Source organism: Microbacterium phyllosphaerae (genome assembly GCF_050628115.1).
Lineage (GTDB): Bacteria > Actinomycetota > Actinomycetes > Actinomycetales > Microbacteriaceae > Microbacterium > Microbacterium phyllosphaerae_A.
Genome location: NZ_CP192502.1, coordinates 59253 through 74737 on the forward strand (window position 1 = coordinate 59253; position 15485 = coordinate 74737).

Annotated in this window: 12 protein-coding genes and 1 riboswitch; of the genes, 7 read left to right on the forward strand and 5 right to left on the reverse strand. The window is 69.9% G+C overall.

The window, feature by feature from the left end:
* Window positions 1-6 precede the first annotated feature (6 nt).
* A riboswitch (ZMP/ZTP riboswitch) is annotated at window positions 7-91 on the reverse strand.
* Window positions 92-143: 52 nt separating this feature from the next.
* From ACQ4LY_RS00280 to ACQ4LY_RS00305, 6 genes are all read left to right on the forward strand, one after another.
* Entirely contained in the window at window positions 144-1655 is a 1512-nt protein-coding gene (locus tag ACQ4LY_RS00280; protein WP_431073986.1) for a beta-N-acetylhexosaminidase, read from the forward strand.
* A complete protein-coding gene (gene nagA / locus ACQ4LY_RS00285) occupies window positions 1652-2818 on the forward strand; it encodes an N-acetylglucosamine-6-phosphate deacetylase (protein WP_431073988.1) in 1167 nt (388 codons plus the stop codon). Before ACQ4LY_RS00280 ends, nagA begins: the two co-directional genes overlap by 4 nt.
* Window positions 2819-3292: 474 nt before the next feature.
* Entirely contained in the window at window positions 3293-5305 is a 2013-nt protein-coding gene (locus ACQ4LY_RS00290) for a sigma-70 family RNA polymerase sigma factor (RefSeq protein ID WP_431073990.1), read from the forward strand.
* A gap of 57 nt (window positions 5306-5362) precedes the next feature.
* Window positions 5363-5734 (forward strand): YrdB family protein, encoded by a 372-nt coding sequence (locus ACQ4LY_RS00295; protein WP_431073992.1) that lies wholly within the window; start codon window positions 5363-5365, stop codon window positions 5732-5734.
* The gene (locus ACQ4LY_RS00300; RefSeq protein ID WP_431073994.1) at window positions 5731-7095 is read left to right on the forward strand and encodes an FAD-binding oxidoreductase; all 1365 of its coding nucleotides are present in this window, start codon (window positions 5731-5733) and stop codon (window positions 7093-7095) included. Before ACQ4LY_RS00295 ends, ACQ4LY_RS00300 begins: the two co-directional genes overlap by 4 nt.
* Entirely contained in the window at window positions 7088-7495 is a 408-nt protein-coding gene (locus ACQ4LY_RS00305; protein WP_431073996.1) for an NUDIX hydrolase, read from the forward strand. Before ACQ4LY_RS00300 ends, ACQ4LY_RS00305 begins: the two co-directional genes overlap by 8 nt.
* 10 nt (window positions 7496-7505) lie before the next feature.
* Here the strand turns inward: ACQ4LY_RS00305 and nagB are convergent, their stop codons facing one another.
* The 5 genes from nagB to ACQ4LY_RS00330 all read right to left on the reverse strand — a co-directional run bounded on the left by nagB (window position 7506) and on the right by ACQ4LY_RS00330 (window position 15013).
* Entirely contained in the window at window positions 7506-8285 is a 780-nt protein-coding gene (gene nagB, locus ACQ4LY_RS00310; RefSeq protein ID WP_431073998.1) for a glucosamine-6-phosphate deaminase, read from the reverse strand.
* Window positions 8278-9243: an ROK family protein gene (locus tag ACQ4LY_RS00315; protein WP_431074000.1), complete on the reverse strand. Its 966-nt coding sequence runs from the start codon at window positions 9241-9243 to the stop codon at window positions 8278-8280. The genes nagB and ACQ4LY_RS00315 overlap by 8 nt, the downstream gene beginning before the upstream one ends.
* 40 nt (window positions 9244-9283) lie before the next feature.
* Window positions 9284-10471, reverse strand: coding sequence for an ROK family transcriptional regulator (locus tag ACQ4LY_RS00320; RefSeq protein ID WP_056309042.1), 1188 nt, complete (start codon window positions 10469-10471; stop codon window positions 9284-9286).
* A gap of 79 nt (window positions 10472-10550) precedes the next feature.
* Complete coding sequence (locus tag ACQ4LY_RS00325; RefSeq protein ID WP_431074003.1) at window positions 10551-13805, reverse strand: family 20 glycosylhydrolase; 3255 nt, start codon at window positions 13803-13805, stop codon at window positions 10551-10553.
* Window positions 13796-15013 carry an alanine racemase gene (locus ACQ4LY_RS00330; RefSeq protein WP_431074005.1) on the reverse strand — a complete coding sequence of 406 codons (1218 nt, stop codon included), beginning with the start codon at window positions 15011-15013 and terminating at the stop codon, window positions 13796-13798. The genes ACQ4LY_RS00325 and ACQ4LY_RS00330 overlap by 10 nt, the downstream gene beginning before the upstream one ends.
* 25 nt (window positions 15014-15038) lie before the next feature.
* Here ACQ4LY_RS00330 and ACQ4LY_RS00335 point away from each other — a divergent pair, with 25 nt between their 5' ends.
* Complete coding sequence (locus ACQ4LY_RS00335) at window positions 15039-15449, forward strand: RidA family protein (protein ID WP_431074007.1); 411 nt, start codon at window positions 15039-15041, stop codon at window positions 15447-15449.
* Window positions 15450-15485: the final 36 nt, after the last annotated feature.

The window sequence follows — 15485 nt, forward strand, 5'->3', positions numbered from 1 at the left end:
GGTATACCTATCGGCCCAGGCGCGCGGTCGAATTCCGTGGTCAGTCGCTCCCCGGTGGTAGTCCACCCAGACGCCAGTCGCGACGGTTACGAGCATAGCCGATTTCCCTGTGCTCCCGGCGCGGCGCAGGGTAGGTTTTGTTCATGGTCCTTCCCCATTCCATGCCTCTGGTCCCTCTGCCCGTTTCCGTCATCGTCGGCGATGGCCGGATGCCCCTCTCCCAGACAGCTCGAGTCGTCGGCGACTCCCCTGTCGCCGCTCACCTGATCGACGCCGTCGCTCGTCGCAGCGACATCCACCTCACCCGTTCCTCCGACACGACGGGAGAGATCCTCCTCCGCATCGACGCAGAGACGGCAGCCCCCGAGGGCTACACCCTCACGGTCACGGACTCCGTCGAGATCGTCGGCGGCGACGAGGCCGGCCTGTTCTACGGCGTGCAGACGCTGCTGCAGCTGCTCCGCGAGGACGACGACGGCTGGGGACTGCTCCGCGTCGAGATCACCGACGCCCCCCGCTTCACACGACGCGGCGTGATGCTCGATGTCACACGTCACTTCTTCTCCGTCGACGAGGTCAAGAAGTTCATCCGCACCACGAGCGCCCTCAAGTTCAATACCCTGCACCTGCACCTCACCGACGACCAGGGATGGCGCATCCACATCGACTCCTGGCCCAGGCTCACGGAGCTCGCCTCCTCGACCGCGTCGCTGGGCGATCCCGGCGGCTTCTACTCGAAGGACGACTACCGCGAGATCGTCGCCTACGCCGCAGCGCACCACATGCTCGTGATCCCCGAGGTCGATCTGCCCGGGCATACGCACGCCATCGGCGTCGCCTACCCCGAGCTCGTCGAGGCTCCGGTCATGAACGACGGTCTGCTCGCGGAGTCGGAGCGCCTCGGGCAGCCGCTGCCCGTCGCCGGTGAGCCCTACCTCGGGTGGGGAGTCGGGCATTCGAGCGTCCGCATCCACGAGGAGCGCACCTACGGGTTCGTGCGAGATGTCGTGCGGGAACTGGCAGAGCTGACCCCAGGTCCGTACATCCACATCGGCGGAGACGAGTCGCTGGGCACCCCTCAGGCGGACTTCGATCTGTTCGTCGAGCGGGCGACCGCGATCGTCGTGGAGGAGGGCAAGATCCCGCTCGCCTGGCACGAGGTCGGTGCGGCCAGGAACATCGCCGAGGGCACCGTCGGTCAGTACTGGGGCAAGACCACCCCGGAAGGCACGCACGCCGCAGAGGCCGCGCACTTCGTCGAGCGCGGCGGCGCGCTCATCATGTCGGCAGCCGACGTCGCCTACCTCGACATGAAGTACTCGGCCGACTACCCGCTCGGACTCACATGGGCCGCGATCATCGACGTCCGCTCCGCCTATGAGTGGGAGCCCACCGAGGTGCTGGACGTTCCCGACAGTGCGATCCTCGGCATCGAGGCTCCGCTGTGGAGCGAGACCACGCGCACGTTCGACGAGGTCGAACGACTGGTGTTCCCCCGCGCGGCCGCACAGGCCGAGGTCGCATGGTCCCCGCGAGACGCCGCCGAGCGCGACTGGGAGTCGTTCCGGGTGCGTCTCGGGTCGATGGCGCCGCTGTGGAAGGCTGAGGCCGTCGACTTCCACCCCGCAGCAGAGATCCCCTGGAGCACACGATGACACCCGATTCCTCCGCGACCGGCTCGCTCGTCGTCCACTCGGCGCGGCTGGTCGACGACGGCGCGATCGTCGACGACGCCTGGGTGCGCGTCGAGCACGGTCGGGTCGTGGCACTCGGCGTCGGAGACACCTGGACTCCGGCCGATCAGGTCATCGATGCTTCGGCGGTCGCCGGGCCCGGTGCCGTGCTCACCGCCGGGTTCGTCGACATCCACGGTCACGGAGGCGCCGGCGCGTCCTTCGACGACGGCGTCGAGGCGATCCGCACGGCTCGAGCCCTGCATCGCCGGCACGGCACCACGCGTGCCGTCGTCTCGTTGGTGACCGCACCGCTCGATGACCTCGCACTGCGGATCGGTGAGATCGCGGATCTCATGGAGACGGATGCCGACATCCTCGGATCGCACCTCGAGGGTCCGTTCCTCGACCCTGCCCACCACGGCGCCCACGAGCCGACGCTGCTCCGGGATCCCCTCGCCGCCGACGTCTCCAGACTGCTCGCGGCCGGCCGGGGCACGATACGACAGGTCACGATCGCCCCCGAGCTCGACGGAGGGCTCGACGCGATCCGCCAGATCGTCGATGCGGGAGCCGCAGCCGCCGTCGGCCACACGAGTGCGGATGCCGCGATGGCGGTCGCCGCCTTCGAGGCCGGCGCCTCTGTGCTCACCCACGCGTTCAACGCGATGCCCGGCATCCACCACCGCGCGCCCGGGCCTGTGCTGGCGGCAGCCGCCGACCACCGAGTGGTGCTCGAGGCGATCGCCGACGACGTGCACCTCGACCCGCACGTCATCAAGCTCGTCTTCGACTCCGCGCCGGGGCGCGTCGCGCTCATCACCGACGCGATGGCAGCGGCCGGAAGCGCCGACGGCCACTACGACCTGGGTGCCGTCGGCGTGACGGTGAAGGACGGCGTCGCCCGCGCCGACGACACCGGCTCGATCGCGGGTTCGACACTCACGCAGGACGTCGCGCTGCGCAGGGCGATCGCCGCGGGCGTCGCGCTGCCCGAGGCGGTGCGGGCGTTGACTGCGACCCCTGCCCGTGCAATCGGATACGGCGACAGGCTCGGACGTCTCGTCGACGGCTTCGTGGGAGACGCGGTGCTGCTGGACGCGCAGCTGCGCGTCGTGCGCGTGTGGGTGGGCGACCGACCGTAGGCGGACGCCGCGCGCGCATCGACGCGCAGCTCTGCGTTCTCCGGTCGCGCCCCTCGCGGGTGAGGGGCCGCCGTTCCCCAGAGCGGCGGCCCCGTCACATTCCCCCACGTCGAGAGCTGGCGGGCCGAGCGCTCCTCCCCCGAGGTGCCCGACCCGCCATGCCGGTGCACTTGCCCCTTGCACCAGCGCCTGAGCTCCGCCCCCCGGTGGAGCTCCATGGCTGTCTCTATGTGATGAGACGAAGTCGACCCGGATTCATTACGCGACTTCTCAGAAATTTTTGGAATATTCTCGTCCGGGTCGGCCAGATCCTCTCCTGAACTGGGATTTCTCCGATAAGCCTCGATCGGATGAAGATTCCTTCAAGGGGTGGCGACCCTGGGAGATTGGAGAGAGAATGGAGAAGACGCGTGATGAAAATGGGGTTCACGCGTCTCTTCATGTGGAGGCGCACTCGCGCTCCACGACAGATGGATGACAGTGGACCAGGACAGCACTTCGCACGAGGAATCGATCGCAGACGCCGATCTCGTCCTGCGCACCCGCTCGGGTGACGCGGCGGCGTTCGGAGAGCTCTGGAGGCGGCACTACCCGTCGGGGATGTCCGTCGCGCGGTCGATCACGTCGTCGATCGACCCGGACGACCTCGTGCAGGAGTCATACACCCGCATCTATCAGGCGATCATCAAGGGCGGCGGCCCCAACGGATCCTTCCGCGCCTACCTGTTCACGAGCATCCGCAACACTGCCGCCGCATGGGGGCGGTCGCGTCGCGAGTCGGCGATCGACGAGCTCGACAGCGTCGCCGACCCCGACAGCACCGACCAGGCCGCCAACGAGGCTCTCGACCGAAGCCTCACCGCGCAGGCGTTCCGCAGCCTCCCCTCCCGGTGGCAGGAAGTGCTCTGGTACACCGAGATCGAGCAGATGAAGCCGCAAGAGGCCGGCCCGCTGCTCGGGATGAAGGCCGGCGCCGTCTCGCAGCTCGCGTTCCGCGCCCGTGAGGGTCTCCGCGAAGCGTGGATCCAGGCGCACCTGCGCAGCGCAGCGCCCGGCTCGGACTGCCAGTGGACCATCGAGCACCTCGGCGCGTACTCGCGCGGCAACCTCAGCACCCGCGACCACAGGCGACTCGAACTGCACCTCGACGAATGCGCACGCTGCATGATCGTCGCCGCTGAGGCCAAAGATGTGTCGAAGCGACTCGCACTCGTGCTGCTCCCGCTCGTGCTCGGAGTGGCCGGCTCGGCCGGCTATCTCGCCACCCTCCAGGGCGGCGGCACCCCGATCGTCGCACTCGCGGCGATGCCGTCGGGCATCACCCAGGGCGCAGCGGTCGTCGCAGGCGGAGGAACCGCATCCGGCGGCGTCGCCGGCGGTGCTGCGAGTGGGTCGGCAGGGGGCTCCGCCGGAGGAGGCGCCGGAGGCGCGACCACCGGAGGAATCTTCAGCGGAGTCGGCGCGCTCGTGGGAGCCGGATCCGCCGCACTCGTCGTGGCAGGCGTCGTCGCCGCGGCCACGATCATCCCGGGGCTCGCCGGAGCGAACCCCGCCGCGTCCCTTCCGAGCGCCGGCGACAGCGATTCCTCCTCGATCAGCTCCGATGTCGGTCCTGACGAGGCGATGGCAGAAGACAAGCCGGTGATCGTCGACGACACCGAGCCCGAGAAGCAGCCTGAGGCACCACCGGTCGAAGCGCCGGTGACCCCGGAACCCGCCGAGGACACGGCTCCTGCACTCGTGGCCCCCGCCGCTCCGGTCGAGATCGTCAAGCCCGCACCGCCCGTGGAACCGGGTACGCCTGAGGAACCGACCGATCCCGTCGATCCGACCGACCCCACCGACCCCACCGATCCGACCGACCCGACCGATCCGGCCGTTCCGACCACGCCGATCGAGACGCAGGGCGCGAGTATCTGCGTGGACGATGACGGCGACGGTGTCACGCACGTCTCAGTGCCCGTCCTCGGGCAGCCGGGCGCCGAGATCGAGGCGTTCCTCGGCCGCGGCGGCGGCGGAGACAGCCTTTCACTGAGCGACGCGGGAACAGGCACGGTCGACCTTCGACCGACCCTTGGTCAGATCGTCCTCGGCACGACGGTCGAGATCCATTACGTGACGGATGGCGGGCCTGTGCTGCCTCACAACACGACCCTCGCAGGGCTCGGCGTGACACTCGACTCGGTACTGCTCGCGCCGTCCTGCGGCGGGCAGGTCGACGAGGTCCTCGACGAGGCACCGGCCGACGAGCCTGCGCCGGTCGACCAGACGCTCGTCGCACCCGCGCAGACCGAAGCCCCCGCACCGGTCGAGACCGCCCCCGTCGAGGCACAGGCTCCTGCGGAGGCGCCTGCTGAGTCACCGGTTCCTGTCGACGCCCCCGCAACGACGCCCGCACCCGCGCCCGCTGAGGCGGTCACCCTCGCAGACGAGGCTCGGGTCGACGAGCCCGTCGCCGTCGTGGATGAGGCCGTACCCGCGCTCTAAGTCTGCGTCTGCATCTGCGGCGAATAGCCCTGCGTCTGCGGCGAATAGACTGGATGCATGCCCCAGGATCCCGCCTCAGTACCCGGCGTCGACCGCCCGAACTTCACCGCCCTCGACATCGTCCGCTCGATCGTCCTGGTCGTCGCCGTCGGCACTCTCGCACTGTGGGGCTTCGCCCTGTGGTCGTTCCCGTGGAACATCATCATCGGCATCGGCGCTCCCGTCGTCGTGATCCTGGTCTGGGCGCTCTTCCTCTCCCCTCGTCCGGTGCTGCGACTGCACCCGTTCCTCCGCGCGGCCGTCGAGCTGCTGATCTACGTCGGGGTGACGATCGCCTGGTGGCTGATGGAGCAGCCGATCATCGGCATCGCCTTCGCCGTCGTCGCTGTCGGCGCCGGCGTGGTCAGCGGACGGCGTCGCATCGCATGAGCGTGCTCGCACAGCTCACGGCAGTTCTCGGCGAACTCGTCGACACGGCACCGGCCACCCTCGAAGACGCTCGCGCCGACAAGTCCGGACACGCGGCCCCCGGACGCCCGCTGGCGGTCGTGCACGCCGAGACCGTCGAGCATGTCCAGAGCGTGATGCGCATCGCCACCGAGACGCGCACTCCCGTCGTCGTGCGCGGCGCAGGCACCGGCCTCGCGGGTGCTGCGAACGGCGGAGAGGGAGAGATCGTGCTCTCCACCCGACGCATGACCGCGATCCGTGAGATCCGCGCCGACGACCTGCTCGCCGTCGTCGAGCCGGGCATCCTCAACGCCGACCTGAATGACCTGCTCGCCGAACACGGCCTGTGGTGGGCGCCCGACCCCGCGAGCCGTGCGATCTCGACGGTGGGCGGGAACATCGCCACCGGTGCGGGCGGTCTTCTGTGCGCGAAGTACGGAGTGGTTCGCGATGCGGTGCTCGGCCTCGACCTCGTGCTCGCAGACGGACGCCTGCTGCACCTCGGCCACCGCAGCGTCAAGGGGGTGACAGGGCTCGATCTCACATCGCTCGTGATCGGCTCTGAGGGCACGCTCGGCGTCGTCGTCGGCGCGACCCTGAAGCTCCGCCGACTCGTCGAGGGCACGACCTGCACGGTCACCGCGACGTTCCCCGATGTACGTTCCGCCGCTGCCGCCTCCGCCGCAGTGACCGCTTCGGGGGTCCAGCCCGCGATCATGGAGCTCATGGACGCAGCCAGCCTGGCCGCCGTGGCCGCGCTGCTCGATCTCCCCCTCCCTGCTGCCGGCAGCGCCCAGCTGACCATCCAGACCGACGGGCCTGCGGCCGTCGCCGAGGCCACGACGATCGCGGCGATCCTCTCGGCGCACCACGGCGAGACCCAGGTCTCCCATGACCGCGAAGAGGGCGAGCGCCTGCTGGCGATCCGCCGTGCCATGCACCCGGCCATGTCCGCTCTCGGCACGACCCTCATCGAGGACGTCTCGGTACCCCGCAGCGCCATGCCGGCGATGTTCGACGAGATCGCCCGGATCGAGAAGGCCTACTCGATGAGCATCCCGACCGTGGCGCATGCGGGCGACGGCAACCTGCACCCCAACTTCATCTTCGAGGGCGCAGAGCCTCCCCCCGTGGTGTGGGCGGCCGCAGACGAGCTGTTCCGGGCGGCGATCGCGCTCGGTGGGACGCTGACCGGCGAGCATGGGATCGGAACGCTGAAGAGCCGCTGGCTGGCCGACGAGCTCGGTGACGACCAATGGGAGCTGCAGCGGCAGATCACCCGGGTGTTCGATCCGCTCGGCATCCTCAACCCCGGCAAGGTCTTCGCGGTCGATGCCTGACATCCATGTCAGTGCCGCGGTGATCGTCGACGACGCGGGCCGGGTGCTGGTGGTCCGCAAGCAGGGCACGACGCGCTTCATGCAGCCCGGGGGCAAGCCCGAACCGGGCGAGACCCCATCGCAGACGTTGATCCGCGAGCTGCACGAGGAGCTCGGGCTGCGCCTCGACGAGGGAGACCTCGAGCCGTTGGGGACGTTCGTCTCCGAGGCCGCGAACGAACCGGGTCACCGCGTCGTCGCCGAGGCATTCTCCGTATCGATCGCAGCAGCCGAGGTCGCGGTGCAGGCGGAGCTCGCCGAGCTCCGCTGGATCACCCCGGCCGACGCCGAGACGCTGCCTCTCGCACCGCTCAGCGTGGAGCACCTGCTCCCGCTCGCGTGGCCCACGACGGGGCGCTGAGGCCGAGCCCTCAGATGCCCTGCCAGGCGGGCTTGTTCGCGTAGGTGTAGCGATAGTAGTCGGCGAGCTTCAGACGCGATGCCGCGGCCTCGTCGACCACGACCGTCGCGTGCGGGTGCAGCTGGATCGCGGAGCCTGGGAGGATGGCCGAGAGCGGCCCCTCGACGGCATCCGCGACGGCCTGTGCCTTGCCCTCGCCGAAGGCGAGCAGCACCAGATGACGAGCGCGCAGGATCGTGCCCAGCCCCTGCGTGATGCAGTGCATCGGCACGTCGTCGATCGAATCGAAGAAGCGTGCGTTGTCCTCACGGGTCTGCTCGGTGAGGGTCTTCACACGCGTGCGCGAGGCGAAGGACGAGCCGGGCTCGTTGAAGCCGATGTGGCCGTCCGTGCCGATGCCGAGGATCTGCAGGTCCACGCCCCCGGCCGCGTCGATGGCGGTCTCGTAGTCTTCGCCGGCGTGCTGGATGGTGGCCTGGGCGCCGTTCGGCACGTGGATGCGCCGTGGGTCGAGTCCGAGCGGCTCGACGACCTCGCGCGTGATCACCGAACGGTAGCTCTCGGCGTGCGCCGGGTCGAGGCCGACGTACTCGTCGAGGGCGAATCCGCGGACCTGCGACACGTCGCGACCCGCGAGCCTCGCACGCAGCGCCTGGTACACGGGAAGCGGGGTCGAACCCGTCGCGAGTCCGAGCACGGCATCCGGGCGACCGTCGATCAGCTCGACGATCTCAGCGGCGACCAGCGCGCCTGCCGCTTCGGCGTTCTCGACGATGACGACTTCAGCCATGGGAAACAGTCTCCTTGGTGGGGGTGGATGATCCGACGAGAGCGGCACCGAGGGCCGCAGCGGGCGAACCCGCCGGGAGCAGCTCTATCCGTTCGTCGAGGTGCAGTGAGCGCATGAACGCCGAGGCCTCGGCTCCGGCCTGGAGGGCATCGCGCACGCCGGCGTGGAGGCGATCGCCGAGGGAGGTGAGACCGCCGCCGATGATCACGCGTTCGACGTCGGCCGAGAGCACGAGAGCGCGCACCGCGGCCGCGGCGCCGTGGAAGAGATCGGCGCGGAGCTCCAGGGCGCGCTCATCTCCGGCGTCCGCGGCGTCCAGGATGTCGCGCACGGGTAGAGCGCCAGGACGATCCCAGGCGCGTGCCAGCGCACCTCCGCCGCAGAACGTCTCGATGCACCCGCGCTGACCGCAGCCGCACAGGCGTCCGTGCGGATCGACCGAGAGATGGCCCACCTCGCCGGCCGTCCCTCGCGCGCCGCGCCAGATGGTGCCGTCGACGACGATCCCTGCAGCGACTCCCGTGCCGAGATTGAGGTAGGCCATGGAGCCGTCGATGCCGCGGAGCCTGGCTGCGCCGAGTGCGGCTGCCTTCACGTCGTTCTCGACCTTGACCGGGATGCCGAGCCGGCGGCCGGCGAGACCGGCGAGGTCGAGCGATTCGACGCCGAGGTTCACGGCGTGCAGCACGCGCCCCGTGTCGGCGTCGACGAGTCCGGGGATGCCGACACCCACCGATTCGACGGCGGAGCGTGCGAAGCCGCCTTCGGCGGCCAGCGCGTCGACGGCGTCGACGATGCTGACGACGACCGCGTCCTCGCCCCATCCCGTCGCACGGCGGAGGCGCGCGAGGATGTCCCCTTCGGGAGACACCGCCACCGCGTCGATCTTGGTTCCGCCGACATCCAGGCCCACTCGAATCCGCCGACCGGAAAGGTCGACGGCGATCGCATCCGTCATCGGATGTCGCTCCTGCTCGTCTTCGAGTCGCCCACGCGCATCACGAGACGCCCAGCTGACTGGACAGCACCATCACGGCCGCACCTCGCAGAACGATGTCGTCCTGCTGCGTGCGGCGGATGAGAGCGTCTTCGAAGACACCCTCGAGCGTGCGGGCGTGGAGGGTCTCGACGGCGGCATCGATCAGCACGCCGTCGAGCAGATCGCCGGGCCCCGAGAGCACGACCTCCGACAGGTCGAGAGCCGCGACGATCGGTGCGATCGCGATGCCCATGCGGGTGCCGGCGTCGCGGAGGATCTCGTCGCGTGATCCGGGAGACGCGTCGATGGCCGGGCGGAGTCGTGTCTCACTGAGCCAGGCTTCGAGGCAGCCGTCCTTGCCGCAGGCGCAGCGCGGACCGCCGTCGGTGCCGACCACCACGTGACCGATCTCACCCGCGGCGAACCGGCTGCCGAGAAGCGGCTGGCTGCCCGTGATGACACCGGCACCCACTCCTCGACCGATCTTGATGAGCATGAAGTCCGCCTTGGCCTCGCCGAACGTGTACTCGGCGAGAACGGCGGCGTTGGCGTCGTTGCGGACGAGCACCGGAAGGTCGAGGTCGATCCCGAGCTTGGCCTCGAGCGGGAGGTTGCTCCACCCGAGGTTCGGGGAGCTGAGCACGACGCCGTCGGGGCGGACGACACCCGGCGAGCCGATGCCGACGCCGAGGATCGGCTGGGTCGCGGTCGCGGCCAGGGCGCGCGCGAGCTCGAGCGTGGCGGCGTAGGCGGCATCTCCGTCTGCGGTCTCCGGACGAGGGACCTCTCGGCGTTCGAGCACATCGCCGTCGAGGCTGAGCAGCGCGCCCACGAAGGCGTTCGGACCCGACAGATCGAGACCGATGATCTGGTGCCCCACACGATCGATGTCGATCAGGATCGGGGGCTTGCCCGGACCGACGGTCTCACGTACGCCCATCTCGATCACGATGCCGTCGGCGATGAACTCGGCGACGAGGTCGGAGATGGTGACTCTCGTCAACCCCGTCTCCCGCGAGAGGTCCGCCCGGCTCATGGCGCCGGAGTGGTAGAGCGTCTGCAGGACGAGCGCGCGATTGTGGCCGCGCGCGTGCTCCGGGAGCACCTTTGAGCGCGAGCGCAGGTGGCGCCCGGGGCCGAAGGCGTGTGCGCTCGCAGCGACGTAGTCTGACGACGTCGATGGACGAGGATCATCCGATACGGACATGTTTGTTAGTAGACCTTACGAACAAAAATTGCGCAACCCCTGCCTCGTGTAGCACAGGGAGGGTTACGGAAACGTTACATTATGCCGAGAGTGGCTCGTCGGCGCTTGTGGACGGGTCGATCAGACGAGCCACGAGACCCGCCACGATCTCTTCCCGTGCCTCCCGCGTGAGTGGCTTCCCCGGCACTCCGGGACGCCGTTGCAAGGGCGTCGGCCCGTCGAGAGGACGATACCGCACCCCCGCTTCGGCGAGCCGCCGGAGGTGGGCGGGAAGCCGACGGGCGAAGCCCTCGAAAGCGGGAGGATCGCCGCCGTCCCAGAGCCGCTCCGCGATCGCCGCGAGCCTGGGGAACATCGCGAAGTCGACTCGATTCCTGGTCGGCAGATGCTCGGTCCAGACGTTGGCCTGGCCCCCGGACGCGCCTTCCTCGATGCGGAGCGTGTACGCACGCTCGATCGGAAGAGGCGGCCCGACGCGGATCGGCTCCTCGGCCGAATCGGACTGGGGGTAGTCGAGGTACACCTCGAGATCGGGACACGCGATGACCGGGATGCCGCGACTCAGCGCCGCACGCATCGCGACCGGACCGCGCCACGCGAGGATCTCGACGCCGTCGGGCACCTCTCCCTCCAGCACTTCGTCCCATGCCAGCGCCGTGCGGCCACGAGCTCGCACGTGTGCGACGAAGTGCGCCGTGAACCACGGTTGGACGTCGTGCGGTGTCGCAAGTCCCAGTTCGCGCATCCGCTCCCCCGCAGCCGCGCTCTGAGCCCACTCGGTCACGGGCACCTCGTCGCCGCCGATCCCGATCCACGGCGAGTCGAACAGGTCGCACAGCGCGTCGATCGCGGCTCGTCCGAACGCGAGCGCCTCGTCCGACGGTGCGAGGGTCCGCGGATTCACACCGAACCGCTCCCACGGCGCCGTGACCGGTTCGCCCACGTCGGTGTTGCCGAGCTCGGGGTAGGCGGCCAAGCCCGCCTGGATGTGCCCGGGCAGCTCGACCTCCGGCACGATCGTGACGAAGCGCTCGGCGGCGTAGGCGACGAGATCGCGCAGCTCGGCATCCGTGTAGTGCCCCTCGTGTACGCCGGGTTCGACGGTGGCGAGCGGGCCATGCCCCCGTTGCGTCGACTCTCGGCGAGCGCCGACCTCGGTCAGCCTCGGGAATCCGGGCACCTCGAAGCGCCAGCCCTGATCATCGGTGAGATGCAGGTGCAGCACGGTGAGGTGGTGGTCGGCGAGCAGGTCCACGAGCCGGCGCACATCATCGACCGGACGGAAGTGCCTGGCGACGTCGAGCATCACGCCGCGCCATCCGTAGGCGGGCGCGCCCTGCCACGTGCCTGCAGGGATGCGGGACTGCTCCGCGCCGGGTTCGCGCAGCTGCCGCAGCACCGTGACGCCCCGGAAGACGCCGACCGCGCTCGCACCGCTGACCTCGACCCCAGACGCCGAGACCTGCACCCTGAAGGCCTCGTCGCCGATGCGTCCGCTCGCGAACGACTCCCCCGCCAGGGACTCGTCGATCCGGAGCGTGATCGCGGGACCCGACCCTTTGTTCTCCTGAGGAGTGCTCAGGCGTGCGGCGGTCGAGGCGAGCGAAGTCGGCGCGACGACCGGGGTGCGCGCCGTCCAGTGGAACGGTGGTGCGGTCGCGTCGATCTCGAACTGCGCGAGCGGAACGGTGGCGCGGTGCGCGGGCGGGCTCATGCGCAGAGCACGACCGGGCGTCGATCCTGTGACCGAACCGTCGGTGACCACCGGCACTCCTGCGACGAGCACTTCGGCTATCCCGAGCGGAGCGCCGTGCGGCGACTCGAACGTCGCCCCGGCTGCGATGGTCTCCGGGTCGAACAGCACCAGATCGGCGGTCGCCCCTTCGCGGATGATCCCCCGCGGTGCATCACCTCGGTCGAGGCCCAGACGCGAAGCCGGTGTGCCCGACAGGTGCAGGACCGCCTCTTCGAGGGTCAGTACTCCGAGTTCTCTCACGTAATGCCCGAGGTAGCGGGGGAAGGTGCCCCGACCTCGGGGATGAGGCCGCGCGCCGATCAGGATCCCGTCGCTCCCGCCGCTGTGGCGGGGGTGGCGCATGATGGCGCGGACGTTGTCCTCGTCGCCGATGTGCATCAGGATGCCCGTCGCCCCGGCATCCGCGAGGATCGTGTCGAGCACCACGTCCACGGCGCGCCTGCCCGACGACGAGGCGATCTCGGACACGGTGCGTCCCACCAGGTCCGAGAGCCGCGGATCGGCGGTCCCGGAGATCTGGATGGCATCCCAGTCGGCGCGTTCGCCGTGGAATCCGTCGCATCCGATCTCTTCCAGGTCGACGCGCACGCCCTCTCGCCCTGCGTCGTCGAGCGCGGCGATCGTGCCCAGCAGATCGCCGCTCTCCGCGAGCCGGCTCGGGAGCAGCGCCGCGAGGGTCGTAGCACCGGGGAGATACGGATAGGTGTCGAGGGTGACGTCCACCCCGTCGTCGACGGCAGCGTCGACGAGAGCCAGCAGCTCTGCCGCGCGGCCGCGGTTCGGCGCGAAGTTCATCGTGGCGTGCGTGAGGTGGATGGGGCATCCGGTCCGTCGGCCGATGTCGAGCGCCTCGCGGTAGGCGTCGAGCGCCGCCCCGCCGTAGCTGCGGGTGTGGGGCGCCCAGTATCCGCCCCGCTCCGCGACGATCCGGCAGAGCGCTTCGAGTTCGGCGGTGTCGGCGTACATCCCCGGGGTGTAGGTCAGTCCGCTCGACATCCCGAAGGCACCGGCATCCATCGCCGCTCCCAGGATCTCGGACATCTCGGCGATCTCGCCCGCGGTTGCCGCACGGTTCTCGTGTCCGACCACCATCATCCGGAGATTGCCCTGGGGCACGAGCACCGCGGCATTGGCGACGGAGACGGCGTCGATCGCGGCGAGCAGATCGTCCATCGACCGCCACGGCACGTCATCGGGAAGGCCGTTCCAGCCGGCGATCTGCGCGGGGATGATCGCCGCGGTGGCGTCGTCGAGGGGCGCATAGCCCAGGCCGTCCTGCCCGAGCACCTCGGTCGTCACGCCCTGACGGATCTTCGCCTCGTGGCTCGCACCCCGGAGGACCGCCAGCTCACTGTGCGCGTGCATGTCGATGAAACCGGGGGCGAGCACCAATCCCGTGGCCGGGATCTCGACCGCATCGGCCGGGAGATCGAGCTCTCGCTCGTCTCCCTCACGGAGGACCGCGACGACGCGCGCGCCCTCGACGGCGACGTCGGCGACGAATCGGGCGGCTCCCGTTCCATCGACCACAGTGGCGCTCCGATAGACCCTGACGGGCTTCTCTCCGCTCAGAAGCATGTCGCCACCGCTCCGATGACACGCGGATCCGCGGCATCCGGGTCGTCGATGACTGCGACGACCCGCCACTTGTCGAAGGCGGTGCACGGGTGCGAGAGCCCGAGGCGCACCACGTCGCCCTGCGAGATTGATGCCCCGGGCGCGAGGCTCAGGAAGGCGTGCTGGTCGTTGAGGGCCGTGATCTCACCCCCGACGCTCTGCGGCACCGGCAGGTCGAGATCGAACGGCACATCGCGGCGCCCGGCGTCGAGCAGGGCGAGTCCGTCCTCAGGCTGAGACACGACCCTCGACCACGCGTGCATGGCGGAACGGAGCGGGGCCGTCGACGTCAGCGCGCCGAACGGCGACATCCGCGAGTAGAAGCCGTCGTCGTGGATCTGGAACGCCCCCGAGCGCAGCACGATGTCGGCGTCGTCGCGGTGCGGAGCCAGGATCGCGGCCGCGCGATCAGGGAACGAGCTTCCGCCGGCGCTGAGCACGGGGCGGATGCCGCGCGGGTAGGTGAGTCGCTCGTGCAGCTGCACGAGCGTGGACAGATACGCGTCGACGGATGCGACGGACGCCTCGCTGCGATCGGGACCGAACGGCCCTTCATAGCCCGTGACTCCGGCGAGTCGGAGGCCGGGCGATGCGGTGATCGCCCGGGCGATGCGCTCCCCCTCTTCCAGAGTGCGCGCTCCCGTGCGACCTCCGGCCCCGCCGAGCTCGACGAGGACGTCGAGGGGACGCGGCGCGTCGGCGAGCTCGGCGGCGAGGATGTCGACGGTCACCACGGAGTCCGCCCAGCAGAGGATGCGGAGGCCGTCGTCTGCGGCGAGGAGGTCGCCGAGGTGGCGCGCCGCCGCAGCATCGGTGACGGCGTTCGCGATCAGGACGGTTCTGACCCCGGCGTCGACGGCGACCTCGGCCTGCCACGGCGTGGCGACCGAGATGCCCCACGCCCCCGCATCGAGCAGGCGCTGCCAGAGCGCCGGCGCCATGGTGGTCTTGCCGTGCGGGGCCAGCAGCACCCCCTGCGCCGCCGCCCAGCCGAACACGGTCGACTCGTTGTGGGCGAGCGCCGCCTCATGCACGGTGAGCACGGGGGTCACGAGGTCCGACAGGTGCAGATCCGCGCCCGGCACCTCCGAGAGACGCAGGCCCGAGGCGTGCGCGGGAAAACCTTTGGTCCAGGGGCCGAGAACAGGATCCGGGATTTGTAGAGGCATCTAACAAGGCTACTAGGCTGGTCACATGACTGCGAAGATCCGCGTTTCGACCGACGCCGCCCCCGCTCCCGCCCACACGTTCTCCCAGGGCATCCGCAAGGGTCCGATCGTGCAGGTCTCCGGCCAGGGGCCCGTCGACCCTCAGACCAACGAGTACCTCTTCCCCGGCGATGTCGCCGCGCAGACCACCCGCACGCTCGAGAACGTCAAGGCGATCGTCGAGGCGTCGGGCGCCACGTTCGACGACGTCGTGATGCTGCGCGTGTACCTCACCAAGCGCGAGGACTTCTCGATCATGAACGATGCGTACGGCGAATTCGTCACGGCCCACACCACCAGCGGCGTGCCGCTGCCCTCACGGACCACGGTCTTCACCGGTCTGCCCCGCGAGGAGATGCTGGTCGAGATCGACGGACTCGCCGTCGTCTCGGACTGATCGGCGCGGGGAATCACCCCGACCTGAGGACCGTTG

What these genes read in the sequence shown, in the direction of transcription:
- ACQ4LY_RS00315 (WP_431074000.1), bottom strand. Translation starts at nt 9,243, where the DNA reads ATGACGGATGCGATCGCCGTCGACCTTTCCGGTCGGCGGATTCGAGTG.
- ACQ4LY_RS00300 (WP_431073994.1), top strand. Translation starts at nt 5,731, where the DNA reads ATGAGCGTGCTCGCACAGCTCACGGCAGTTCTCGGCGAACTCGTCGAC.
- nagB (WP_431073998.1), bottom strand. Translation starts at nt 8,285, where the DNA reads ATGGCTGAAGTCGTCATCGTCGAGAACGCCGAAGCGGCAGGCGCGCTG.
- ACQ4LY_RS00295 (WP_431073992.1), top strand. Translation starts at nt 5,363, where the DNA reads ATGCCCCAGGATCCCGCCTCAGTACCCGGCGTCGACCGCCCGAACTTC.
- ACQ4LY_RS00305 (WP_431073996.1), top strand. Translation starts at nt 7,088, where the DNA reads ATGCCTGACATCCATGTCAGTGCCGCGGTGATCGTCGACGACGCGGGC.
- ACQ4LY_RS00290 (WP_431073990.1), top strand. Translation starts at nt 3,293, where the DNA reads ATGACAGTGGACCAGGACAGCACTTCGCACGAGGAATCGATCGCAGAC.
- ACQ4LY_RS00320 (WP_056309042.1), bottom strand. Translation starts at nt 10,471, where the DNA reads ATGTCCGTATCGGATGATCCTCGTCCATCGACGTCGTCAGACTACGTC.
- ACQ4LY_RS00325 (WP_431074003.1), bottom strand. Translation starts at nt 13,805, where the DNA reads ATGCTTCTGAGCGGAGAGAAGCCCGTCAGGGTCTATCGGAGCGCCACT.
- ACQ4LY_RS00330 (WP_431074005.1), bottom strand. Translation starts at nt 15,013, where the DNA reads ATGCCTCTACAAATCCCGGATCCTGTTCTCGGCCCCTGGACCAAAGGT.
- nagA (WP_431073988.1), top strand. Translation starts at nt 1,652, where the DNA reads ATGACACCCGATTCCTCCGCGACCGGCTCGCTCGTCGTCCACTCGGCG.
- ACQ4LY_RS00280 (WP_431073986.1), top strand. Translation starts at nt 144, where the DNA reads ATGGTCCTTCCCCATTCCATGCCTCTGGTCCCTCTGCCCGTTTCCGTC.
- ACQ4LY_RS00335 (WP_431074007.1), top strand. Translation starts at nt 15,039, where the DNA reads ATGACTGCGAAGATCCGCGTTTCGACCGACGCCGCCCCCGCTCCCGCC.